The sequence below is a fragment of the Paenibacillus anseongensis genome (assembly GCF_009757995.1).
In the GTDB taxonomy this organism is placed as follows: domain Bacteria; phylum Bacillota; class Bacilli; order Paenibacillales; family NBRC-103111; genus Paenibacillus_E; species Paenibacillus_E chondroitinus.
In genome coordinates this window covers 1,112,806-1,136,593 of sequence record NZ_WSEM01000016.1, presented here as the reverse complement: position 1 = coordinate 1,136,593, position 23,788 = coordinate 1,112,806, and the positions used below count along the sequence as shown (strand labels likewise).

Genomic DNA, 23,788 nt, shown 5'->3' with positions numbered 1-23,788 from the left:
GAGGATGAGGTATGCGAATTTTACACACGGGTGACTGGCATTTTGGCCGAACGTTGGAAGGGCGAAGCCGTCTGGAGGAGCAGTCCGCATTTGTAGACGAGCTGGTAGGTATCGTACAAGACCAAGAGATTGACTTGGTCTTAATCGCCGGCGACGTGTATGACAGTGTCAATCCTCCGGCAGCTGCGGAACAGCTTTTTTATGATAGTATGGCCCGTCTCGCCGATGGCGGCAAACGTCATGTAGCCATCATCGCAGGCAATCATGACCATCCGGATCGCGTCGCTGCTGCAGCACCGCTTGCGGGAAAACAAAACATAACATTGATCGGTTTGCCTGTGCCTGAGATTCAATCGATAGGAATCGCTCGAACCGGGGAGCTTGCTCGTCTTATTGCGCTGCCGTATCCATCGGAATCTCGCCTGAAGGAACTTCTCTCGGATGTAGCAGAGGAGGAGGCACTGCGGAGCAAGTATTCCGAACGGGTAGGCGCGCTTATTCGTAAACAGGCCGCTGCGTTTGAAGCGGGGACGGTTAATTTGATCATGAGTCACCTCTATGTGCTCGGAGGCCTCGAAACCGAATCGGAACGGCCGATTCAAGTGGGCGGAGCATATACCGTAGATACAACAGCTCTGACAGCAGGGGCGCAGTATGTAGCGCTAGGGCATTTGCACAGACCGCAGAATGTAAAAGCAGCTTCGCCTATCCGCTATTGCGGATCGCCAATTGCCTATAGCTTCTCGGAAGCCGGACAGGCCAAGTCCGTAACGGTGCTTGATTTGCAACCTGGACAGGCGGCTGAACCGAAGGAAATTTTTCTGACCTCTGGACGCCCGCTCGTCAGTTGGAAAGCAAAAGAGGGGATCGGGCAGGTTCACCAATGGCTGGATGAGAAGCGGGATGCTTCCGCATGGATCGACTTGGAGATCAACATGACGGAAGCGATGTCGATTGAACAAATTCAATCGCTGCGCAAAGCGTATGATGGTTTCATTCATATTCGTCCCATTTATCCGGAGATGGAGGCTGTCAGGGCAGCAGCACCGAAGGCGGACCTGTCCATGGAGGAGCATTTCACGCGCTTCTACTCCCGGCAAACCGGAGGCGCTCAGCCAGAGCCTGAGCTGATTCGGCTGTTCTTGGAGCTGCTGGAGGAAAAGGAACAACTAGGAGGACCTGAATATGCGTCCAATTGAGCTGCAAATGTCCGGGCTCCAAAGCTATCGAGAACTGCAAACGATTGATTTTAACCAACTGCTAGGAGCGGGTGTGTTCGGTATTTTTGGACCGACGGGGAGCGGGAAATCATCCATTCTCGATGCCATCACGCTATCTTTGTACGGTAAAGTCGAGCGGGCCAGCGGCGGCACGCAAGCGATTATGAACCATGCAGAGCAGACGCTGTTCGTTTCTTTCACTTTTGAGCTCACGAATGCAGCGGGCACAGAACGTTATCGCGTAGAGCGGCAATTCAAGCGCGGAACGGAAATGTCCATTAACGGAACGATCGCCCGATTATTGCATTTGCAAGACAAGGAGACGATTGTACTTGCAGATAAAGCGGGTGAAGTCAATCAGAAAGTGCTGCATATTCTTGGGTTGTCAATGCAGGATTTTACGAGAGCCGTCGTGCTGCCGCAAGGGAAATTCGCTGAGTTTCTGACGTTGACAGGCAAAGATCGCAGGCAAATGCTGCAAAGGCTTTTTCATCTCGAACAATATGGGGATCAATTAAGCGCCAAAGTAAGCTCCAAAGTGAAAGAAACGGATAGCCTGGTGAAACAGCTTGCGGCCGAACAGATAGGCTTAGGCGACGCTTCGGAGCAAGCGCTGCAAGCAGCGGGTGAACGGCTTCAAGAAGCTGAAAGCGAAGCGGTGAAAAGCCGCCTGCACTTGAATGAACAGGAAAAGTGTTATGAGGAGCACAAGCAGATTTATCATTGGCAGCAGGAACAAACCGTGCTTGAATCGGAAGCGCAAAAACTGCAGGAGCAAGAGCCGCAAATACGCGAAAAAGAGCTTCTTTTGGGGCATGCAGAGAAAGCTGAAAAAGTTAAACCTTATCTGGAACAGCATGAATTAGCTGTCAAAGACGTCACAGGCGGCCAGTCGAAGCTGGAGGCTGCAAAAGTGGGCCAACAAGCATCAGAGGCAGCGTACCAGCAAGCAACGGAGCGATATGAACAAGCTCAGCAAGAGCTTTCGCTGAAGGAAGGTCCTCTGTTACTGAGGTTAGACCAATTGCAGCAGGCCCTGGTTATTCAACAGGAGCTGGATCAAGTTGGCCAACAAGTGAATCTTGCCCAGCAGCAAGAAAATGAAGTGAAAACAGCTTTAGCAGCGCTGCAAATAGATCTAAAGAAGAGTAATGAGACGAAGCAAAAAGCGATTTTAAAACAATCGGAACTGAAGGAACAACTCAAGCAGGTGGAGACCAATACGGCGACTACGCAGCTGTTACATAAAGCGCTTCAGGAGAAAAAGGCGATTGAACAGCTCCAGCTGCAGAAGGATGACGCTCAAAAGTCGTTCGAAGAGAGAGGGCGTTCGCATGCTGCGATCGAGCAAAATCAATTGCAGCTAGCCGATAAACAGAAAGCCATGATGGACAAGCTGCACGGATGGCTCCAACGTTCAAGTGAAGTCAGCTCGGAGGGGCAGCAGCGGAATGTTTTATCCCATGCCTTGATTCCTGCCTTGCAAGATGAGCTGGCTCAGATGAAGCAGCGTTGGAAAAAGCAAGAACGTCATGCGCTTGCGGCTATTTTGGCCGGTGAGCTAACGGATGGAGAACAATGTCCAGTGTGCGGAGCAACCGAGCATCCTTCCAAGCACATCCCATCGGCAGAACTGGCAAATGGAGAAGACATCGAGCTGCAGCTTCAACAAGGGGAAGCCCTGCTTCAACGGGTCAAGGAGCGATTATATACCCATGAGCAGCGTTTAAATCGAATGACAGCTGTTATGCAGCAAGCTGTTGAATTGGCGTCGCAACCATCACGATCGCCACTGGCTGACCACGAATTTGGGCAAGTCTGGAAGGAAGCGGCAGCAGGTCTGGAAGGAGCTGTATCTCTCCGTGTGGCTGAGTCACATGAAGAATCTGGACTCTCTGGCTTGGAACATCAATGGATGGAAATGGAAAAAGAATGGGGGGCGATCATCTCCCGTGCCGATGAATTCGAGCACTCGTTTCAAGCTTTATCCAAAGAGTATAGTGCACTAGAACAACAAACTGTGCAAGCAGCCGCGCAGCAGCAAGCAGCTGCGAGTCTATTAACTGAGGTGGAAGCTAGACTGACAGCTGTCCAAACAACAATGTACGAACAATTGAAGCAGTGGCAGGTTAGATATGCTGAGCTTTCTTGGGAAGAGATTGATCAGCAGCTGGAACAATTGCTGGCCAAAGAAAGGCTGGCTGAGGAGCTTCGCGCACGCATTGAGAAAAGCGTGCCCTTCCTGGATGAGCTGGCTGTGAAGATCGATGAGCTTCAGCGTGCCGCTGCGGAGCAGGATCGGACCGCTCTGCAGCTGCACGAGCGCCTGCAGGGCCTTGCGCAGCTCGCCGCCGACAAGTCGCGGCAGCTCGCGCAGTTCGCGCAGCGCGCGCCGGGCGCGGCTGTGCCGCAGCTCATCGCGGAGGCGACCTCCGCGCTGGAGCAGCTGCGCCTCGCCGCGCAGCAAACCAAGCTCGCGCACGCTGCTGCGCAGCGCGAGCAGTCCCTGGCGGCGCAGCGCTATAGCGCCGCCGCCGAAGCCGCTGCCGCTGCCGCGCGGCAGCTGGCACAGACGGAGCGCGCGCTGCACGGCGCGCTCGCGGAGAACGGCTTCGCGTCGCGCGAAGCCGCAGAAGCTGCGGCGCTGGCGCCTGAGCAGCGCCGCCAGTGGGCTCAGCTCGCGGCGGAGCACCGCGAGCGAGAGCAGGCGCTGCGCGCCCAGCTGGCGCAGCTGGCAGCGAAGCTGCAGGGCCGCGCGCTGAGCGCGGACGCGTGGGCGCAGACGCAGGCGCTGCTGAGCGCCGCGAAGGCCGCCGCGGAGGCTGCGCTGGAGGCGCGGGCCAAGGCGGCCCAGGGCGCCAGCGAGCTGGCGGCGCGGCACGCGCGGTGGTGCGAGCTCGAAGCGCAGCGCGCGGAGCAGGCGAAGCAGCTGGAGCGGCTGGGCAAGCTGCAAGCCGTGCTGAAAGCGAACGCCTTCGTTGAGTACTTGGCCGAAGAGCAGCTGATGCAGGTCAGCCGCGCTGCTTCTGAGCGGCTGGGTGAATTGACGCGGCGACGGTATGCGATTGAAGTCGATTCCGGCGGCGGGTTTGTCATCCGGGATGATGCCAATGGAGGCGTCAAGCGCCCGGTTAGCACATTGTCTGGCGGCGAAACCTTCCTGACTTCGTTAGCTCTGGCGCTCGCGCTCTCCGCGCAAATTCAGCTCAAAGGCGAATATCCGCTGGAATTTTTCTTTCTTGACGAAGGCTTCGGCACTCTGGATCAGGAATTGCTCGATATGGTTATTGGCGCTTTGGAAAAGCTTCATATGGACAGCTTGGCGGTTGGCGTTATTTCTCACGTGCCAGAGCTGCGAGCTCGTCTAGCCCGCAAATTAATCGTGCAACCGGCAGAGCCGTCCGGACGTGGAAGCCGTATTGTGCTCGAGGAGCAATAGCGCACGAGCCTTTACTATATGTCTTTTGTCTTTTTCACAATATGCCTTTTGCCTTTTTTAGTCTCCTTTCCTATGTGTTAGGTAAAATCATCAAGCCGATTCGTACAAGTTGGCATAAACTGCTACATCTTTTACGAAGAGGAGAATGGTGAATGGCTACTTTTCATGAGGCTTTGAAACATAAGAATAGAATTTCACCTGTTTTGTTGAAACGTGCGGAAGTTGTTGCGGTTGGTGTAGGTTATGTGGACCCAAGCAAACCTGCGCTAGGTTCAGGTGTCGTCGTGTACACCCAGAAGAAAATCGTTCCCTCTAGTATGAACAGCCTCAAAGGTGCGCTTGCCAAAGCGGGTTCGTCAGTACCTATTCGTTTTGTTTCTGCTGGGGAATTCAAGCGGCATGCTGCGGCTCCAAAACCGAAAGCGGCGAAAATAGGCGGCTATCAAGGTAAACATCGTCCTGTTCCCGGTGGGGTAAGCTTGGGGAAAGTAGATCCGGAATCCACAGGAACAGGCGGTCTTATCGTAACGAAAAACAATCAGCTGTATATTTTGAGTAATAACCATGTACTGGTCAAAAATAACACATCAGCGTCGGTCATAACCGTACAACCTGGTCCCGCGGATGGCGGTCAAGCGCCAGAAGATACGCTAGGAAGGCTCTTTGAGTTCACTAAATTAATCCCTAATGGAGTCAACTTCCAGGATTCTGCGCTTGCAAAGCCAACTTCGAACAGCTTGCTGAATCCAAGATATTTAATCAGTGCATCGGGTCGGCTGATTACGGTGCCAGGTCATGTGAAAACTTACCCTGTTGGGTTGCAGTTAATGAAGTCAGGCCGTACAAGTGGATTTGTCAGAGGAACGATTGAAGCTAATCATGCTGACGTGCGGGTGACTTATGGAGGATCACTTGGCGAACTGACGTTCCGTAATCAATTGGTCATTCGCGGTACTAAAGGGCCAGTTTCCCTGCCGGGCGATTCCGGATCGGTATGGCTGCGTTCGAGTGATAACTTTGCTGCGGGGCTTAATTTCGCTGGGAGTGATAATGGCATGCTTTCGATCAGTAATCCGATCGATGTCGTCATGTCCCGCTATGGGGTGCGGACCGCTGTTCCTGCGGCCAGAGGCACATTCAAAGCAGGCGTAATTAGAGGGCATGCGGCGCGGGGAAGTCGTCCTCTCGTGAAGCCTCTCTCTGTAGGACAACGCAAACGTATTCGCGCCGTGCGCGTTATTTCGAAGTAAGACAGAGCTGGAAAGGATGCAAGTCCTTTCCGGTTCTTTTTTTGCCCGTTAGTGCTACTTTCCGCTCATGTGTACGTATGAAGTATAGGCATTACACATACCTGAACGCTGAAGGGAGTCATTTCTTCTTGAAAAAAATATATAAAAGAATCAGCATCATGTCGCTCGTTGTTGGTGTATTGGCTGCCAGTTTGGCTAGCTCGCCTGCGCCTGCACATGCAGATATCGTATGGGATCACTGGCAGAAAGCAGAAGCGCTGGTTGCCGGCGGCAATGAGTCGGAGGCTGTCTCGCACTGGCAGTTTCTTGCGGATCACTATGGGAGCTCCGGTGAATGGGAGAATGCAGCGCTATTTTACGGGAAATTAGCTGCGTATTTCGATACCACCCGAGATTATGAACAAGCCATCCAGTATTACGAGCTGGAAAATGAGTACTGGGTCAAAGCGGGCCGGGATTGGGGTGCCGTTAAGCTGCAGCGTGCGGATCAAATTCGCACAACTGTTGAGCTGTATAGGCAGGAGTGCAATCAGTCCGCTATTCGGGAGCTAACAGTCCCTCCAAACGGCAAATTGGCCAAGTTTGAACCCGCCTTCGGTACATATCTAGGGATGTATTCGGAACAAGATCCCAAAGTGGGCAACACCTTTTCGAAGACGGAATCTGTTTATGGTAAAAAGCACGCAATCTATTTGGCCTATGCGCATTGGGGGCAAAGCTTTCCGGCTATGTACGCGAAAAGAGCCAAGGATGCAGGCGGCGCGCTGCAGATTGCTTGGGAGCCTGATGACGGTTTGGACTCGGTAGCAAATGGCGCTTATTTGCGGAAATGGGCGCAGGATGCGAAAGCCGCGGGTATCCCGATCTTTTTGCGTTTTGCGGGCGAAATGAATGGCGCTTGGGTTAAATGGCACGGGAACCCCGCTCAATATATCGCGAAATTCCGCATGCTGCATGATGTATTTGCGGCTGAGGCGCCGAATGTAGCAATGGTATGGAGTCCTGGGGACGTTCCTGCGAATGATATCGATCCGTATTATCCGGGTGACGGCTATGTCGACTGGGTTGGCGTCAGTTTATATATTGAGCCTTATGAAAACGGAGATCCGTCGCTGCCTTCCATGTTAGCTACGAGCAATGTGGAAAGACTGACAAGGCTTTACAATACGTACTCTGACCGCAAGCCGTTAATGCTAAGTGAAACGGGAGTTCCGCACTACCAGTATGCGGCTGGAGAAGATTTTACGGAATGGGCGAAGCTGAATTTACAGCGGCTTTATGAAATTATGCCCTACAAATATCCGAGGCTAAAAGCCATTACTTACTTTAATGTGAATCAAGGAATGAATAATGCCAAAAACGATTACTCCTTGTCCAGTTCATCAGAAATCCAAAATTACTATTCCAAACTGATCGCAAATCCCTATTTGCTCTCGAAAGTGAGCGATTCGGCTCAGCCGACAGACGGGGTTGGGTATGTCCCGGTCGATGCAGACCATCAGTCATTTACGAAAAAAACCAAATTCGTCCCTTTTATTAAAATACCCGAGGTTTACATTGGGAAAGTCGAGTACATCCTCAACGGACGGGTCATTGCTGCTCAAACTGAACTGCCCTATGGATTGGAATTGCGTGCTGGAGAAGTTCCCGAAGGCTCTGTTCTTCAAATCCGTGTGCTGAACAAAGCAGGCAAGCAAGTCTCCCTGCGTACTTTTGGCATATCGTCTCAGGTTTCTGTCGAGATTGATGGAAAAGATCAGATCTTCGAGCAGGCTCCGGCCATCGTTAATGGATCTACACTCACACCGCTTCGCGCCATCTTTGAAGCCATGGGAGCAAAAGTGGAGTACGAAGCAGCGACAAGAACGGTGAACGCCAAAAAAGGAAACATAACTGTACGCTTAACCCTTGATCAGAAAACGGTCTATGTGAACGGTAAAGCCGTTCAGCTTGAAGAGCCAGCGCGGCTCGTAAACGGCTACACACTGGCTCCAGCCAGATTCGTGGGAGAAACATTTGGCGGCAAAGTGGCTTGGGATGGCGGCAGCCGGACCGTCACCATATCAACAAAATAGCGGTAGGTATGCAAAAAGGCTCCAGCCTTGACTTAACGTCAGTGCTGGAGCCTTTTTCATAGTATTATACGCTTTGAAGAGCTTGCTCTACTTCTTGAACAACCGCTAGGGCAGCCGTGCGTGCGCTTGAGAATGCGCGTTCTGCGAGTTCTCCTTTGCCCGTACAACCGTCTCCGCAGAAGTAGAAAGGCACATTTTCCACGCGAATAGGGAGGAGATGGTTCGTCGAAATGTTTTTGACGCTCGATACCATCGCTTTCTTGGACACCCTTTTCACCGCGGTGAAATCGCGCCAGCCCGGATAATGCTTATCGAACAAAGCTTCCATCTGCGTATTTTTATTGTCGAGATAGGATTTGCGTTGTTCGTCGCTTTCGAATTGATCGCTCAAGTAGGCGATACCTTGCAGCAGCTGTCCGCCTTCCGGCACTAACGTGTGATCCGTTGCGGAAACATCACTGATAAAGAGCTTATTGTCCATGTCGCTAATATAGCTGAACGGTCTTGCAACTACCTTGCTAAGTCCTACGTCGTATACCATAACTTCAGTCGCCGTGTTGGACTCATATGGAGCCAAGAAAGGCTCCCAAGCCGTGCCTTTCAGCAATTTGACGACTTGCTGTACCGGCATGGCAAAAATCACTTTATCAAAGGCTTCTTCCCGGTTTTTCGTTTGAAGAACGAATTTGCGGTCTGCATAACGCAAGCTTTCCACGCCTTCTTGAATGGCGATTTCCCATCTGCCTGATGTTGTGAGTTTTTGCTTAAGTTGGTTGGTGATGACGGCCCAGCTTCCAAGGATATAGTTAACCGGTTTGGAAGAAAGGAACAGGTTATGATAGTACTCGCTGATCACCGCGCCGGATACATTGCGCGCATCTTCAGGAGTGATGAAGAAGTTGGAACAAACGAGATGTTCCCACAGTTCTTTCACATCTTCGTCGGCATTGGACTCAGCCAGGTAATCAGCCAAAGTAGCATAATTTTTCAAATTATGAATGTTTGCAATAATGGCAGCAATTTCACCGACGAATCGAACTTTCTGCGCTGTGCTAAGCAAATCCGTTTTGAGAAGGTTGATGGCATCTAGCGGAGCGGTAGTCAGTTGATTGTGCTTCGCATAAACGACCTTCCGTTTATCGACTTGCTTGGAGGAGAAAGACAATCCCAGTTCCCGCTCCATGTTCGTAATGGTATGACGATCTATTCCGTAAATGGCGTGTGCACCATAGTTTAGTGTGAACCCTGCTTTTTCATAAGTGAATGCACGGCCGCCAAGCTGCGGACTGCGCTCAAAAAGGATACCTTCAATATGCGGATTCTCCGATAAATAAGCGGCCGCGGTTAATCCGGCTAAGCCTCCACCAATAATAGCTACTTTCATTTTGTGTTCCTCCTCGGGGACTGGTTCTAGCTGCAGTGGTGCGTTAGGCTCGCTTACACGAATGCCTACCCACATCCAAGCTAAGTTGTTTTTCATCATATCGACTAAATCAGAATGCTCCTGGTTGCACCAAGTGCGAATCGTGCCGTTATACATACACACGAGCAATTCTACTTTTTTCGGTTCAGGCAGCCAATGCAGCAAGCTCTCAGAGAGTACATTCAGCTGGCGCTGTTCCTCCGTTTTTACGGTTTCATTTTGTAAGGATAAGGCTTGTAAACTGCGGATTAGAAGTGGTGAAACGCGAATATTAGACGCTAAGTCTAAAAATAAGCGGTTGATATGCCCTTCAAGCGACTGCACCTTGGAAGGAGTCATTTTCACCCATTCCTGAATCAGTTGGATTTGTTTGCTGTAAAGGTCAGCGATGATGGCGTCTTTGCTTTTAAAGTAATGGTAAAAAGTACCTTTGGACGTTCCGGTTGCTGCAATAATGTCGTCAACAGACACGTTCTCGTAGCCTTTTTCCATAAACATCGATAAGGCGACGTCCATCATGACATCACGCTTTTTGCGGGTGGTTGCCCTCATGAATTGGCTCATCCGCTCACTCCATTCCAACTATCGATTTATTCCTATTATATGCAAAATTAGACCGATAGTCTACAAGCGAATTGACCGATGTATAAATTGTTTATCAGGAAAAAATAATCTAAATGATTGTTTACCGTGTGATGGTGATATCCGTAGTCTATACTTCTTGTTAGAACGACATGAGAGGATGAATTTTACACTTGACCAAAGAAGAATTAGGCTGGAATTTATTATTTGAAAAAGCATTCGAACCTTATCAGGAAGAAGGATACCAAGCTGGACGTGTATCCTTGGAACATAAACATATGTACCGCGTTCAAACGGAATCCGGTGAAGCACTCGCAGAGGTTTCAGGGAAGATGCGTCATCTTGCCGTTCGCCGAGAAGACTACCCGGCTGTAGGCGATTGGGTTGTTGTCTCTGTGCGTGAAGAGGAACAACGAGCAACCATCCATGCTGTTCTGCCGCGCAAGAGTAAGTTTTCCCGGAAAGTTGCCGGTCAAGTCACGGAAGAGCAAATTGTCGCTACTAACGTGGATACTGTATTTCTGGTTACTGCGTTAAATCTGGATTTTAATGTTCGGCGTATAGAACGCTATTTAGTGCTCGCTTGGGAAAGCGGGGCAAATCCCGTTATTGTCCTTAGTAAAGCGGACTTATGCGAAGATCCGGATGCACTTGCGGCCGAGGTAGCGGCAGTTGCGGTAGGCGTACCTATTCATATCATCAGCTCTGCCGAAAACAGAGGACTTGAAGAATTGGCTGCTTATGTAACATCGGGTCAAACAGTCGCGCTGCTCGGATCTTCAGGTGTGGGCAAATCTACCTTAGTGAACCGTATTTACGGCAAAGTAATTTTGGAAACGGGAGATATCCGTGAAGGCGATGACAAAGGGAAGCATACGACGACTCATCGCGAATTGATTGTGCTGCCTGGAGGAGGTATCCTCATCGACACGCCCGGCATGCGCGAACTGCAGCTTTGGGATGCATCTGAGGGTTTGAGCACGTCCTTTCAAGACATCGAAGAGCTGGCAGAGCAGTGTTATTTCCAGGATTGCAAACATGAGAATGAACCGAAATGTGCTGTAAAAGGCGCATTGGAGGATGGCACACTTCCGCAAGAACGATTTTCTAACTATGTAAAATTGCAGAAGGAACTTGCTTATTTGGCGCGCAAAGAAGATAAAGGGCTTCAAGCTGCCGAGAAAGCGAAGTGGAAGAAGATCCATCAGTCCTTGAAAAGCCAGATCAATCGTTAAACTGTTTTTGCAAATCATTCATGTGTGCAAAGTAGCCTTTTGCCTATAGCTGAATATGCTGTAGAAAAAAGGAGGCATGAGCCCATGAAACATCCTGAAATTCATGAGATTTGCAAAAAACATATGTACCGTTATGTCAGTGTAACAATGACGAACGGTGCTGTTTATGACGGCATTGTCGAAAATGTGGATGACGACAATTTATACTTAGCTGTGCCAATCGGCGGTATGGATCATGAACAAATGAGAGCGTTTCTGCCCTACGGCGGTTATCCGTTTCCGTATTATGGCTACCCGTACCCTGGTTACGGATATGGATTTGGACGCCGGAGATTTGCAAGGCAAGTACTGCCATTAGCCGGTTTACTAGCTTTATCATTACTTCCTTATTATTAATAGAAATCCAATTTTTATTGAGAAATCTCGCCTTTCAGCTGCGGGGTTTCTTTTTTTTGCTATTGTTCCTTGTAATAGGACGGAATGGGTTGGATTTTTTCACGCGTTTCCGATAAAATTAAATGTATAGATTTTTATGAAAGTGGAGGGACTAGCCCATTTATGAGTGATTGTATTTTTTGCAAAATTGTTGCGGGGGAACTGCCCTCGAAAAAGGTGTTTGAGAATGAGGAAATTCTAGCATTTCATGACATTCAACCTGCCGCCCCGATCCATGTGCTAATTATTCCTAAGAAACACATCGCCTCACTGGCGGACGCGCAAGCGGAAGATTGGTCTACTATTGGGCAAATGCAAGCGGCTGCGGCGCAAGTTGCTAGAGAACTAGACGTTGAAGAGTCAGGTTATCGTGTCATCACAAATGTGGGTGCAAATGCGGGACAAATTGTTCACCATATCCATTATCACTTGATGGGCGGGGCGCGTTTAGCTCCTTTAGGCGTACATAATTAGGGTTAACTTTAGGGAAACCTAACTATTCGATTGACACCCTAATTACTATCACCTATAATGAGATTTGATGAACCGTTTGATCCTAGATGGTCTGTTCGGAGGGAGGGAAATCTGTTGTCAGAAACTCGAGTTCGTAAGAACGAAACTATAGATGCTGCACTTCGTCGCTTTAAGCGTTCCATCGCTAAGGATGGCATTCTAGCAGAAGTTAAGAAACGTAAACATTATGACAAGCCTAGCGTTAAGCGTAAGCTTAAATCTGAGGCTGCTCGCAAGAGAAAGTTCTAGGAGGCAATATGAGCTTAAGCGATCGATTGAACGAAGATATGAAGCAAGCGATGAAGAGTCAGGACAAGTTCAAACTCTCTGTAATTCGAATGGTTAGATCAACAATTAAGAATTCTGAGATTGATCTGAAAAGATCCTTAGATGACAATGAAGTGCTTGACGTACTAACTCGTGAAATCAAGCAGCGTAAGGATTCCCTCCAAGAATTTACGAAGGCCGGCAGAGATGATTTGGCCGAGAACCTGCAGGCAGAACTTGTCATTCTAGCTGAGTACATGCCGCAACAGCTTTCTGAGGAAGAAGTGAAAGCCATTGTACAGCAGACCATCCAGCAAATTGGTGCTTCTTCCAAAGCGGATATGGGCAAAGTGATGACGGCATTGATGCCACAGGTTAAAGGACGCGCTGATGGTAAGCTTATAAATCAGTTGGTCCAACAATTATTGGGATAATACTTAATTATGTTTGAATGACAAGACCGAGCGGATACAATATCCTCTCGGTCTTTTTATTTTCCGGCAAAATGAAACAGTTTGTTGGGTAAGACGTACATATTAATGATAAGGAACAATCAGGAAAGGAGTGGAAGATGATGTTTGCAGAAAACTTATCGGCCTTTCTGACCCATCCCATTACCGCGACCGTGTTATTGATGGTCGGAATTATTGGAATCGCTTTAGAACTTCTTTTCTTCAGCAGCGGTTTACTTGCGTTAGCGGGTGTAGCTGGTTTTGCACTTTATTTTCTCGGGTTTTATTTGGCGGGGTTTGCCGGGTTCGGCGACTTGGCCGTGTTTGGGATTGGCTTAGTGCTTCTTATCTTGGAACTGGTCGTTCCCAGTTTCGGGATTCTGAGTGTGCTGGGTGCCATATGCCTTTTTGGCGGGGTGCTGCTCGCTTCTTCGAACCCTATGGATGCCGCGGTCATGCTGGGAATCGCGTTATTGGTAGCCATCGTTGTCATTGCCTTTGCCATTAAAACTTTTAAACACCGCGGAGTGTGGAATCGTTTTATTTTGAAGGAGCAGCTGACAACGGACAAGGGCTTTACGTCCAGCCCGGACAGAACGCATTTAATAGGGCTTACAGGGCAATCGGTAACGCCATTGCGGCCGGCTGGCACAGCGATCATTCAAGGAGAACGTGTAGATGTCGTGACGAACGGAAGCTTTATTGCCAATGCCAAGGAAATTATCGTTGTAGACGTTGAAGGGGCTCGTGTTGTTGTGCGAGAGATTGAAACTAATCATGCAAATCATCTTTAGGAGGTAAAATGAATGAATATTGAACCAGGATTATATTTGGTACTACTTGCGGCTATCATCATTATTGCGCTTTCGATACTGCTCAGTGTTGTTCCGGTCATGTTGTGGATTTCAGCCCTAGCATCAGGAGTCCGGATTAGTATTATTACTTTAATTGCCATGAGACTGCGCCGTGTTACACCAAGCAGAATCGTGAATCCGATGATTAAAGCGACTAAAGCCGGTCTTGATTTAAGCATTAATCAGTTGGAGAGCCACTTCCTTGCCGGCGGTAATGTCGACAGAGTTGTGAACGCCCTGATTGCCGCCCACAGAGCCAAAATCCATTTGGAGTTTGAACGTGCGGCAGCAATCGATTTGGCGGGCCGCGATGTGCTGCAAGCTGTACAGATGAGTGTCAATCCGCGTGTCATTGAAACTCCAAACGTTTCAGCCGTTGCCAAGAACGGGATTGAAGTCAAGGTTATTGCCAGAGTAACGGTACGGGCTAATATCGAGCGTTTAGTCGGCGGCGCCGGGGAAGAAACCATCATTGCCCGCGTCGGCGAGGGGATTGTTACCACGGTTGGTTCCAGCGATTCACATAAAGATGTTCTTGAGAATCCGGATCTCATTTCCCGCACCGTTCTTGGCAAAGGATTGGATGCCGGTACGGCTTTTGAAATTCTGTCTATCGATATTGCAGACGTTGATGTCGGGAAAAACATCGGTGCACATCTGCAAACGGAACAAGCCGAAGCTGACAAGCGTATCGCCCAAGCGAAAGCCGAGGAAAGACGGGCTATGGCGGTTGCGGCTGAACAGGAGATGAAAGCAAAAGTCGTAGAGATGCGCGCGAAAGTAGTTGAATCGGAATCGCAGGTGCCTCTTGCGATGTCAGAAGCACTGCGCAGCGGCAAACTCGGTGTTATGGACTATATGAATCTTAAAAATATTGACGCAGACACCCAAATGCGCTCAACGCTCGGTAAAATTAACGACGGTAAGAGTGAGAAAGACTCCTAGGCATGAGGTGATTGCATGGAACAGCTCATTGTATTTTTATTTAAACATTGGTATTTGGTTATTATTGCGATTACTTTTTTGTATCAACTCCAGAACAAAGGGCGCCGAGCGAGTCAAAAGGGGCAGAGAATGGGCATGCCGACTTTTGGGGAGTCCCCTGGCCAAGCTCAGCGGCGTCCTGAGGCCAGGGAGTTGGACCGGAGGGTCAATGTTCCATCCGAGCCATCGGGAGCCTTACGAGACGAACTCCGTCGTCCTAGCGCGTCTCAAAATGCAACGTCTAATCCAAAGGCGAAAGTTTCTCCTTTCAGTTCCCCTAAGCAGGCGGAAATAGGCGGCTCGTCCGTTTATGCTGGTGATCTTACAGCACCAGCTCCATTTCCAGAGTCACCTAATCAAGATCAGCTTCTGCAGGGTGTAGTGTGGGCTGAAATTCTGGGCCCTCCACGGTCGAAAAAGCCTTATCGCAGATAGCAGCCAAAGCAGCAGGCACCTCTCTCGAGCAATCGGGAAAGGTGCTTTTTGTTTTCCAGTTTTTTCACATAAATCCCGGGCAAACCGCATAATTTGGTAGAAAGCTATGCGACTTTTCTGTCGTTATGATCATCCAGTCAGAGGGGGTAGTGCCCAGCTATGCGTCGCTTGAGCCGCAAATGGAACCAGTTCACGGCCAAAATTCTGGATCTTCCCCAGGATGTGGTGCAGGACTTGCCGCGAATCACGATGATCGGCAACGTGCAGCTTTATGTGGAGAATCACCGGGGCGTACTCCATTTTTCCAGTGAAAACTTAAAGCTTGAGTTAACGAAAGGGACGCTAGAAGTGTTCGGTAAAAACTTGGTCATTCGAGCGATTCTCTCGGAGGAAGTTTTTATTGAAGGCTTGATCGATGATGTCAGATATATGCCATAGATGAAAGACTGGGAAGGGGAGCTGGGTTATGAAACAATCGATGTTCATTGCCCGTTTGCGCGGGTATGTGCGCATTCAAATTCGGGGAACTGGATGTGAAAAGTTGATTAATCCCATGATGGAGAAGGCGTTCTCCATTTGGGATATTCAAGCTGCCGAGGATGGCAAGCTCGAACTTAATATTCTGATTAAAGATTTCTTCAAGCTTAAGCCGCTGCTCAAACGGACAGGCTGCCGGGTGCATGTCCTAGAGCGGTACGGGCTTCCTTTTTTTATGGAGAGATTGGGGCGCAGGAAGGTCTTTCTTGGCGGGATTGCCGCATTTATAATCGGGTTATACGTATTGACTTCCCTCGTCTGGCAAATTACCGTGGAGGGCAATGATCGGATCTCGGAAGCGGATATTTTGCAAGCGGCCTCCAAACAAGGCATCCATATGTATCAGTGGAAATTCCGGCTGAAAAAGGCGGAGGATTTGTCGCGAGAGATACAGGGGATGCTGCCTGGAACGGCATGGGTTGGCGTGGAAATACGTGGTACTCATATCACCATTAAAGTCGTCGAAGCGACGATACCGGATAAACCGGGTCTTAAGAATCCGCGGAATCTCGTTGCCGCTAAAAACGCGCTTGTGACAGAGATTTTATCTGAGAAAGGCAAACCGATGGTAAAGCCCAATACGTATGTGAAAAAAGGGGACGTGCTTATTTCGGGCACAATCGGAGATGAGCAGAACAGTCAAGTGGTCGTGGCTAGCGGTAAAGTAAGAGGTGTCGTTTGGTATACCTCCCGAATTGAATCCCCGCTTACGAAAACCTATAAAGCATATACGGGAGAAGCGACTAATCGCAATTATCTTGTTTTCGGTACGAGAGCTTTACAAGTTAGCGGTTATGGAAAACTGGGATATGAGCATTTTGAAACGATTCCGGAACGTAAAACTTTGGCTTGGCGCTCTTTTACTTTGCCTATCGGTTGGCTGCATGAAAAGGTCATGGAGGTTGAAGTTGTAGAAGAGCCTATTGATCCCGCGATCGCTAAAAAGACAGGCCTGGAGCAGGCTAGAGCGAAGTTACTCGGCGCTACTGGTCCAGATGCTAGACTCGTAGGTGAAAAAATTTTGCATGAAAAATCAGAGAATGGTAAAATTTATATAGACGTGCATTTTGAAGTCGAAGAGAATATCGCCGAAGAGCAACCAATTGTCATACGAGGAGAATGAGACCTGTTGGTAGAAAACGCACAATCCGTAAAACTAACATTGAAAAACCCGAACGAAGGGCTGGCATTATTTGGTCCCCAGGACAAGTTTCTGCATGTGATTGAGAGAGAGATTAACGCGCAAATTTTTACGCGTGAAGCCGAAATAACGATTCAAGGTCCGGCTGCGGAAGTGAATTCGCTTCAGCAGCTTTTTGAGGTTCTTCTGCAGCTCATCCGCAATAACTACACGTTGACAGAGCGGGATGTGCTGTATGCCGTTGAGCTCGCCAAGCAGATGAAAGCGGATCAATTGCTGGATTTGTTCAAAGGTGAAATTACGACAACGCACCGCGGTAAACCGATTCGCGTCAAAACGATTGGACAGCGGAAATACGTAGAGACGATCAAGAAGAAGGATATCGTATTTGGAATTGGACCTGCCGGTACAGGCAAAACCTATTTGGCTGTCGTACTCGCCGTCACGCGTCTGAAAGAAGGCGCTGTCAAAAGAATTATTTTAACGCGGCCGGCGGTTGAAGCAGGGGAAAGTCTGGGCTTTTTGCCCGGCGATCTACAGGAAAAAGTTGACCCCTATTTGCGCCCATTGTATGATGCTCTTAATGACGTCTTGGGACCTGATCAGGTAGCGAAATCTTTAGAGCGCGGTCTGATCGAGATTGCTCCTCTAGCGTATATGCGCGGGAGAACCCTGGACGATTCATTTATTATTCTAGATGAAGCCCAAAATACGACACCTGAACAAATGAAAATGTTTTTGACACGGCTCGGTTTCGGATCCAAAATGGTCATTACCGGTGACGTAACGCAAATCGATTTGCCGCGCGGCAAGTCATCAGGACTTGTAGAAGCTGCTCGAATTCTTGATGGGATTGAGGAGCTTGGCTTTATTTACTTTGATGAGCAGGACGTTGTGAGACATTCACTTGTTCAGAAGATCATTGTGGCCTACAATGCTGAGAAGGAAAAGTAACTGTGCTGGTTTGTCAGGTAGAGAGGAATGACCTTCCGTGATGAAAAATGAAGTGCAAATGAAAGGTAAATTTCATTACCAGCTGAACGGATGGAAATACAGTACGGGCATTCGGATACTGTTGTTTCTCTTGCTGGCTTTAGTTTTCTATATATCTCTTTATGCAAAGCTCGTTCCTCAGGTCTATGACATTGAGCTGGGAACAACCAGTGAAACAACGATTTATGCGCCAAGGCAAATTGAGAACGCGATTGCGACGGAACAAGCGAAAGAAGATGCGGCGAAGCGGGTTCAGCCTGTTTATCGCATCGTAAATCTCAAAAATGATGCGATGATTGATGCCATTTATGATAAATTATTACAAATTAATGCCGATGATGAAGTAAAATTCGATGACAAAGTAAGCATTTTCCGTCGTGTCATTCCTCAGTTGATCAGTGATCTGGAGAATCAGTCGATCAAATTGCTCAGCACAAGCGCTCAGTACAATGAAACGCTGATTGAGCAGATTCAACAGAGTTTAGCTGAGCAGCAGTATCCGCTTCCTGAGGAGTCTTATTTCAAGCTTCCCCGATTAACGAAGGATGACTTGACGGCGATGCTCCCTGTAACCAAGGATATCGTTACGAAATTGATGAACGATCAAATTCTTGATGCTCAGACGGCCAGGGCTAAAGTTGCCGAGATGGTAAATACGTCGAACCTGGCGAAAAATACGATGCGTGAAATGGTTACAGAGATTGCCCGGGCTGTCATCACGCCGAATAAGTTCTTTGATCAGAAGGGTACCGATGATGCCAAAGGACAAGCTAGAGAGAATGTGAAACCGGTGTACATCAACAAGAATGATGTGCTCGTGAAAGTCGGAGATGTTATCACCGAAGAGATTTATGCAAGATTGGACAAACTGGAGTTGCTCAAAAGCAAAGCGAATCACTTGCCTCAAATTGGTTTAGCGATGCTCTCCGCTTTATTGTCTTTTGTTGTTTCTATGTTCGTCCGGCAGAGCCAGCTTGCTATTAAATACAATAACTCTCAGCTTTTGATGCTGATTTTGATTTTTTCAATCAATATCACGTGTATGAAAATCATCTCACTTGTCCAAAACTTGGACTATCCGTTTATCGGTTACCTGGCACCGACTGCATTAGGAAGTATTCTGATTGCCATTTTATTGGATTCTCCGCTGGCTTTTATTTCATCGGTCTTATTCTCTATAATGGCAAGTATTATTTTTAATACGGAGCATACGCTTCTTTTTGACTTCCGCTATGGGTTGGTGTCCTTGGTTATTTGTTTCAGTGCGGTATTTACGATTCAACGAGCCAGCCAGCGCGCTACGATCTTGAAAGCGGGCCTGATGATTGCCTTTTTCGCCATGCTTACGATCACGTCCATGCTGCTTATGGAAGATCACTTCCAGCAGCGCGAAGCGATCATGTCTCTTTCCTTTGCTGCTGCCGGTGGATTATTAACGGTTGTTTTCGTTATTGGTTTGCTTCCTTTCTTCGAGGTTGCCTTCGGCATTCTTTCACCGCTTAAACTGGTGGAGCTTTCGAACCCGAATCATCCCTTGCTGCGGAAGTTGCTTACGGAGACACCAGGAACGTACCATCACAGTGTCATGGTCGGCAATTTATCCGAGGCGGCTGCTGAATCCATCGGTGCAGACGGACTTCTCTGCAGAGTCGGCTCTTATTATCACGATATCGGCAAGACGAAGAGACCGAGTTATTTTATCGAAAATCAGACCAATATTGAGAACCCGCATGACCGCATTGATCCGAATTTAAGCAAATCCATTATTATCGCTCATCCTCGTGATGGCGTTGAGATGCTGAAGGATTACAAAATGCCCAAAGCGATACGAGATATTGCGGAACAGCATCACGGCACAACGCTGCTGCATTTTTTCTATCACAAAGCAGTAAAACAAGCCGAAGAAGAAGGCAGCGAGAAGGAGATCCGCGAAGAGGATTTCCGTTATACGGGGCCTAAAGCGCAGTCCAAGGAAGCCGCGATTGTGGGAATTGCTGACAGTGTTGAGGCAGCCGTTCGTTCATTGCGCAACCCAACATTGGAGCAAATCGATTCCATGGTGCACAAAATTATCAAATCCAGATTAGATGATGGTCAATTCAATGAATGTGACATCACGCTCAAGGAACTTGATAAAATCGCCAAAACGTTGAACGAGACTTTGCTGGGCATTTTCCACGCGAGAATCGAGTATCCAAACGAACTGTCGCCTAAGAAGACAGGGACATAACGAATTGACAGGAGGGTGTCGCATATGGCAAGTATGGATTTAACGCTAGAGTGGAGCAGCGAGCAGGAAGTGAAAGAGATCACACCGGCTTTTATAGAGAAAATTGAGGAATTGCTGCGTTTAGCTGGTGAGCTTGAAGGCGTTACAGCCGGAGAAGTTGCCCTTACATTCGTAGATGATGAAGCGATCCAAGAGCTGAATAAACAGTATCGCGATCTGGATAAGCCTACCGATGTGCTGTCTTTTGCCATGAGCGAGTTTGGCGAAGATGAGATTCAGATTAACTATGAAGATAATGAGCAGGATAGCGGAGAAGGATCCGAAGATGATGAAACAGTGTCCGAAGCATTCATTGAACCGTTAGGGGATATTATTATTTCGGTTCCGCGCGCAATTGCTCAAGCGGAAGACTATGGACATTCAGTAGAACGCGAACTCGGCTTCTTGTTCGTACACGGTTTCTTGCATTTGATCGGCTACGATCACCAAAGTGAAGAGGAAGAAAAGATTATGTTTGGCAAGCAGGAGGACATTTTGCAGAAAGCAGGTTTAACCCGCTAATGTCAGACGGCTTCCGTAAATGGCGCAGAAGCTTCCGATATGCCTATGAAGGAATCAAATATGCCTTAGATACGCAGCGCAATATGAAGTTCCATTTTTGCGTTGCTTTTCTTGTTTTGTTGGCTGCTTTGTTTGCACGATTGCCCAAAACGGATATTCTGTTTATCTTACTAGCCGTAACCTTAATGATAGTAACAGAATTGATTAATACGGCTGTGGAAAAGACGGTGGATCTGGCGATGCCGGATCGCCACCCATTAGCCAAGATCGCAAAGGACGTCGCCGCGGCGTCCGTCTTGGTGTCTGCCGGTTTTGCTGTCATCGTTGGGATGATTGTGTTCTATGAACCGATTGATCAGCTTCTGCGTGCATCCAGGACGCATGATACCCAGATATCCGCAGGGACAATTTGGGTACTCATCGCTTTGGTCATTCTGACCGTCATTGTCATCGAAACGCGGTTCTCGGACAAAGGGAAATTAGTCCGGCCAAGTTTATTGACGGCAATAGCTTTCTCGATCTCCACGGTTATTGTCATATTCGTCTCACAGACGATTGTTGCGCTGCTGGCGTATACGCTCGCTGCACTTATATTTATTATGCTCTACGACAAAAAGACACGTCCATTTCCTGCTCTTTTTCTAGGTGCGCTTATTGGTACGGTTGTCACAATTCTAGCTTTATCTTGTCTAAACATGTTATAACGTTACTAATACAGAAAGAAGGATGATGGCCATGAATCACCAAGAACTCATTCAACACGCGAAAGAAGCGATGAAGAGAGCTTATACGCCATATTCTCATTTTAACGTAGGCGCGGCTCTTCTGGATGCGGATGGTCATGTTCATTACGGCTGTAATGTAGAGAATGCCGCATACGGTCCTACGAACTGCGCTGAGCGAACTGCGCTTTTCCGCGCAATTGCAGACGGGCACAAAGCAGGCTCCTTTCGGGCCATTGCTGTCATGGGTGACACCGAAGATCCGATTTCGCCTTGTGGCGTATGCCGACAGGTACTAGTTGAGTTATGCGGGCCGGAAATGCCCGTTTATCTAGGTAATCTCAAAGGCGATTTTGCAGAAACAACGGTTTCCGCTTTATTGCCAGGTGCTTTTACAACGAAAGATTTGCATTCAAATGGAGGATAATTAGAAGTGGCTAAAAAAGAATTTAAATCAGGCTTTGTCGCAATCATCGGACGTCCGAACGTTGGTAAATCAACGTTGATGAATCAAATCATCGGACAAAAAATCGCCATCATGTCAGACAAGCCTCAAACAACAAGAAATAAGATCCATGGTGTATATACGTCAGGAAATGGGCAGATTGTCTTTTTGGATACTCCGGGTATTCATAAGCCGACTTCCAAATTGGGTGATTATATGAGTAAAGTGGCTCATGGCACCCTTGGCGAAGTAGATGCTGTTCTTTTCCTTGTTGATGTCGTTGACGGCATTGGCGGCGGAGACAGATATATTATTGAACAGTTGAAGCATGTGGAAACGCCGGTTATTTTGGTCTTAAACAAAATTGATCTTGTGCAACCGGAAGCATTGCTTGCCATCATCACCCAGTACAAAGATCTATATAACTTTGCAGAAATTGTGCCGGTTTCGGCGCTCAAAGGCAATAATGTAACGACGCTTTTAGAGCAAATTATTAAGTATTTACCGGAAGGACCACAATACTACCCAGCTGATCAGATCACTGACCATCCGGAGCAGTTCGTGTGCGCAGAGCTTGTTCGCGAGAAAATACTGCATTTGACCCGTGAAGAAATCCCGCATTCCATTGCTGTCCAAATCGAGGACATGCGTGTTGAATCCAATGGTGTTGTGCATATTTCCGCGGTTATCTTTGTCGAACGCGACTCCCAGAAAGGTATCGTTATCGGTAAACAAGGCAGCTTGCTCAAAGAAATCGGACGGCAGGCCCGTAGAGATATCGAAACGCTGCTTGGCTCCAAAACTTTCCTAGAGCTGTGGGTAAAAGTCAAGAAAGACTGGAGAAACCAAGACAGGGTGCTGAAGGATCTCGGTTTCCGCCACGACTAATTATCGATTACCTATGAGTTCCAGTTATTTGTCCGCATAGAGAAGCATTCTCTGCACATCCTATGAACATCACGTTCGATGGGGAGGATGCTGAACATGAAAGATTTTTCGTGGACGTATTTTTCAAAGACCGGTGATGTAGATGCCTATCTTTTGTACAAACAAGTTACCGGGCAACCCGGCATGGACACGGATGTACAGGAAGAGGATCAAAGTAATGAAGAGCCGCTCGAAGGTCTGAATTTGTAAGCGAACGATTCGTAAACTCAGAGCGGCACACATGGGGGAAATCATTTGCTGCGTAGTGTACAGGGGATCGTACTCCGTAGTATGGACTATGGAGAGGGGAACAAGATCATTAGTCTGTTCACCCCCGAGCTGGGTAAGGTTGGAGTCATGGCTCGGGGTGCGAAGAAAGTGAAAAGTAGACATGCCGCCGTTACGCAGCTTTTTACGTACGGCGATTTTGTTTTTTTTAAAACGCGCGGCCAAATGGGATCTTTGAATTCTGCGGAAATCATTGAAGCGCATCACGCTTTGCGAGAGGATTTGCACATGTCTGCACATGCCTCTTATTTGGCTGAAATGACAGACCGCATGCTTGGCGATGAAGAAGGCAGTACGTATCTGTTTGAGCAGCTGAAAGCGGGCTTAATGGCGATCGAAGAGGGCAAGGATATGCAAATCGTTGTTCACCTCTATGAAATGAAAATGTTTGAGTTGGCCGGTTATTTACCTGTCACTGACGCTTGTGTATCTTGCGGTGAAACCTCAGACATCACGCACTTCAGCCCTTCCATGGGCGGCACACTATGTAGTAGATGTCGCTATAAAGATACGGTCGCAATTCGTGTTGGAGAAGGCGCGCTCAAGCTGCTTAAATTATTCCCGCGCATGGATATGCGCAGACTTGGTGCCGTCCAGGTCAAGGATGAAACGAAAGCACAGCTTAAGACATGCATGAGGACTTATATGGATATACATATCGGTGTGAAATGGAAATCAAGAGATTTTATCGAACAAATGGAAAAATACAATATATAAACATGGTCTTATTTGACATGTGTTGTTCGCTTTGATATGATGTGGTGGAAAACACCTCGCCTT

At 48.2% G+C, this 23,788-nt stretch carries 22 protein-coding genes and 1 pseudogene; 22 read left to right on the top strand and 1 reads right to left on the bottom strand.

Annotation, left to right across the window (positions count from 1 at the left end):
* Positions 1-11 precede the first annotated feature (11 nt).
* The 4 genes from GON05_RS21585 to GON05_RS21570 all read left to right on the top strand — a co-directional run bounded on the left by GON05_RS21585 (position 12) and on the right by GON05_RS21570 (position 7,984).
* A complete protein-coding gene (locus GON05_RS21585; RefSeq protein ID WP_157321678.1) occupies positions 12-1,199 on the top strand; it encodes an exonuclease SbcCD subunit D in 1,188 nt (395 codons plus the stop codon).
* The gene (locus GON05_RS21580; RefSeq protein WP_157321676.1) at positions 1,186-4,659 is read left to right on the top strand and encodes an SbcC/MukB-like Walker B domain-containing protein; all 3,474 of its coding nucleotides are present in this window, start codon (positions 1,186-1,188) and stop codon (positions 4,657-4,659) included. Before GON05_RS21585 ends, GON05_RS21580 begins: the two co-directional genes overlap by 14 nt.
* A 152-nt stretch (positions 4,660-4,811) precedes the next feature.
* Complete coding sequence (locus tag GON05_RS21575; RefSeq protein ID WP_157321674.1) at positions 4,812-5,909, top strand: chymotrypsin family serine protease; 1,098 nt, start codon at positions 4,812-4,814, stop codon at positions 5,907-5,909.
* 128 nt (positions 5,910-6,037) lie between these two features.
* The gene (locus GON05_RS21570; RefSeq protein WP_246239280.1) at positions 6,038-7,984 is read left to right on the top strand and encodes a stalk domain-containing protein; all 1,947 of its coding nucleotides are present in this window, start codon (positions 6,038-6,040) and stop codon (positions 7,982-7,984) included.
* Between the two features lie 64 nt (positions 7,985-8,048).
* On the opposite strand, the gene GON05_RS21565 is transcribed toward GON05_RS21570, so the two are convergent.
* Complete coding sequence (locus GON05_RS21565) at positions 8,049-9,971, bottom strand: FAD-dependent oxidoreductase (protein WP_157321670.1); 1,923 nt, start codon at positions 9,969-9,971, stop codon at positions 8,049-8,051.
* A 191-nt stretch (positions 9,972-10,162) separates the two neighbouring features.
* Here GON05_RS21565 and rsgA point away from each other — a divergent pair, with 191 nt between their 5' ends.
* The 18 genes and pseudogenes from rsgA to recO all read left to right on the top strand — a co-directional run bounded on the left by rsgA (position 10,163) and on the right by recO (position 23,725).
* Positions 10,163-11,224 carry a ribosome small subunit-dependent GTPase A gene (gene rsgA, locus GON05_RS21560; RefSeq protein ID WP_246239279.1) on the top strand — a complete coding sequence of 354 codons (1,062 nt, stop codon included), beginning with the start codon at positions 10,163-10,165 and terminating at the stop codon, positions 11,222-11,224.
* A gap of 84 nt (positions 11,225-11,308) precedes the next feature.
* Positions 11,309-11,620: a hypothetical protein gene (locus tag GON05_RS21555; protein WP_157321668.1), complete on the top strand. Its 312-nt coding sequence runs from the start codon at positions 11,309-11,311 to the stop codon at positions 11,618-11,620.
* A gap of 162 nt (positions 11,621-11,782) precedes the next feature.
* Positions 11,783-12,133, top strand: a complete 351-nt coding sequence (locus GON05_RS21550) for a histidine triad nucleotide-binding protein (protein WP_127451851.1) — start codon at positions 11,783-11,785, stop codon at positions 12,131-12,133.
* A gap of 114 nt (positions 12,134-12,247) precedes the next feature.
* Positions 12,248-12,421 carry a 30S ribosomal protein S21 gene (gene rpsU / locus GON05_RS21545; protein ID WP_029195880.1) on the top strand — a complete coding sequence of 58 codons (174 nt, stop codon included), beginning with the start codon at positions 12,248-12,250 and terminating at the stop codon, positions 12,419-12,421.
* Between the two features lie 8 nt (positions 12,422-12,429).
* On the top strand, positions 12,430-12,873 hold the full coding sequence (locus tag GON05_RS21540; RefSeq protein ID WP_127451853.1) for a GatB/YqeY domain-containing protein: 444 nt from the start codon (positions 12,430-12,432) through the stop codon (positions 12,871-12,873).
* Positions 12,874-13,013: 140 nt separating this feature from the next.
* Positions 13,014-13,685 carry an NfeD family protein gene (locus GON05_RS21535; RefSeq protein WP_157321666.1) on the top strand — a complete coding sequence of 224 codons (672 nt, stop codon included), beginning with the start codon at positions 13,014-13,016 and terminating at the stop codon, positions 13,683-13,685.
* Positions 13,686-13,697: 12 nt separating this feature from the next.
* The gene (gene floA / locus GON05_RS21530) at positions 13,698-14,690 is read left to right on the top strand and encodes a flotillin-like protein FloA (protein WP_157321664.1); all 993 of its coding nucleotides are present in this window, start codon (positions 13,698-13,700) and stop codon (positions 14,688-14,690) included.
* 15 nt (positions 14,691-14,705) lie between these two features.
* On the top strand, positions 14,706-15,164 hold the full coding sequence (locus GON05_RS21525; protein WP_157321662.1) for a hypothetical protein: 459 nt from the start codon (positions 14,706-14,708) through the stop codon (positions 15,162-15,164).
* Between the two features lie 159 nt (positions 15,165-15,323).
* Positions 15,324-15,602, top strand: a complete 279-nt coding sequence (yqfC, locus tag GON05_RS21520; RefSeq protein WP_157321660.1) for a sporulation protein YqfC — start codon at positions 15,324-15,326, stop codon at positions 15,600-15,602.
* Between the two features lie 28 nt (positions 15,603-15,630).
* Positions 15,631-16,824, top strand: coding sequence for a sporulation protein YqfD (yqfD, locus tag GON05_RS21515; RefSeq protein WP_157321658.1), 1,194 nt, complete (start codon positions 15,631-15,633; stop codon positions 16,822-16,824).
* A gap of 6 nt (positions 16,825-16,830) precedes the next feature.
* Entirely contained in the window at positions 16,831-17,796 is a 966-nt protein-coding gene (locus GON05_RS21510) for a PhoH family protein (RefSeq protein ID WP_127451865.1), read from the top strand.
* Between the two features lie 40 nt (positions 17,797-17,836).
* The gene (locus GON05_RS21505) at positions 17,837-20,065 is read left to right on the top strand and encodes an HD family phosphohydrolase (protein ID WP_157322302.1); all 2,229 of its coding nucleotides are present in this window, start codon (positions 17,837-17,839) and stop codon (positions 20,063-20,065) included.
* Positions 20,066-20,098: 33 nt separating this feature from the next.
* Entirely contained in the window at positions 20,099-20,626 is a 528-nt protein-coding gene (ybeY, locus tag GON05_RS21500) for an rRNA maturation RNase YbeY (protein WP_127452390.1), read from the top strand.
* The gene (locus GON05_RS21495; RefSeq protein ID WP_127451867.1) at positions 20,626-21,330 is read left to right on the top strand and encodes a diacylglycerol kinase family protein; all 705 of its coding nucleotides are present in this window, start codon (positions 20,626-20,628) and stop codon (positions 21,328-21,330) included. The genes ybeY and GON05_RS21495 overlap by 1 nt, the downstream gene beginning before the upstream one ends.
* Before the next feature lie 13 nt (positions 21,331-21,343).
* Positions 21,344-21,775, top strand: a pseudogene (locus tag GON05_RS21490) (cytidine deaminase); the annotation flags it as partial.
* Between the two features lie 6 nt (positions 21,776-21,781).
* On the top strand, positions 21,782-22,681 hold the full coding sequence (gene era, locus GON05_RS21485) for a GTPase Era (protein ID WP_127451871.1): 900 nt from the start codon (positions 21,782-21,784) through the stop codon (positions 22,679-22,681).
* A gap of 96 nt (positions 22,682-22,777) precedes the next feature.
* Entirely contained in the window at positions 22,778-22,930 is a 153-nt protein-coding gene (locus GON05_RS21480) for a YqzL family protein (RefSeq protein WP_127451872.1), read from the top strand.
* 45 nt (positions 22,931-22,975) lie between these two features.
* Positions 22,976-23,725, top strand: a complete 750-nt coding sequence (recO, locus tag GON05_RS21475) for a DNA repair protein RecO (RefSeq protein ID WP_157321654.1) — start codon at positions 22,976-22,978, stop codon at positions 23,723-23,725.
* Positions 23,726-23,788: the final 63 nt, after the last annotated feature.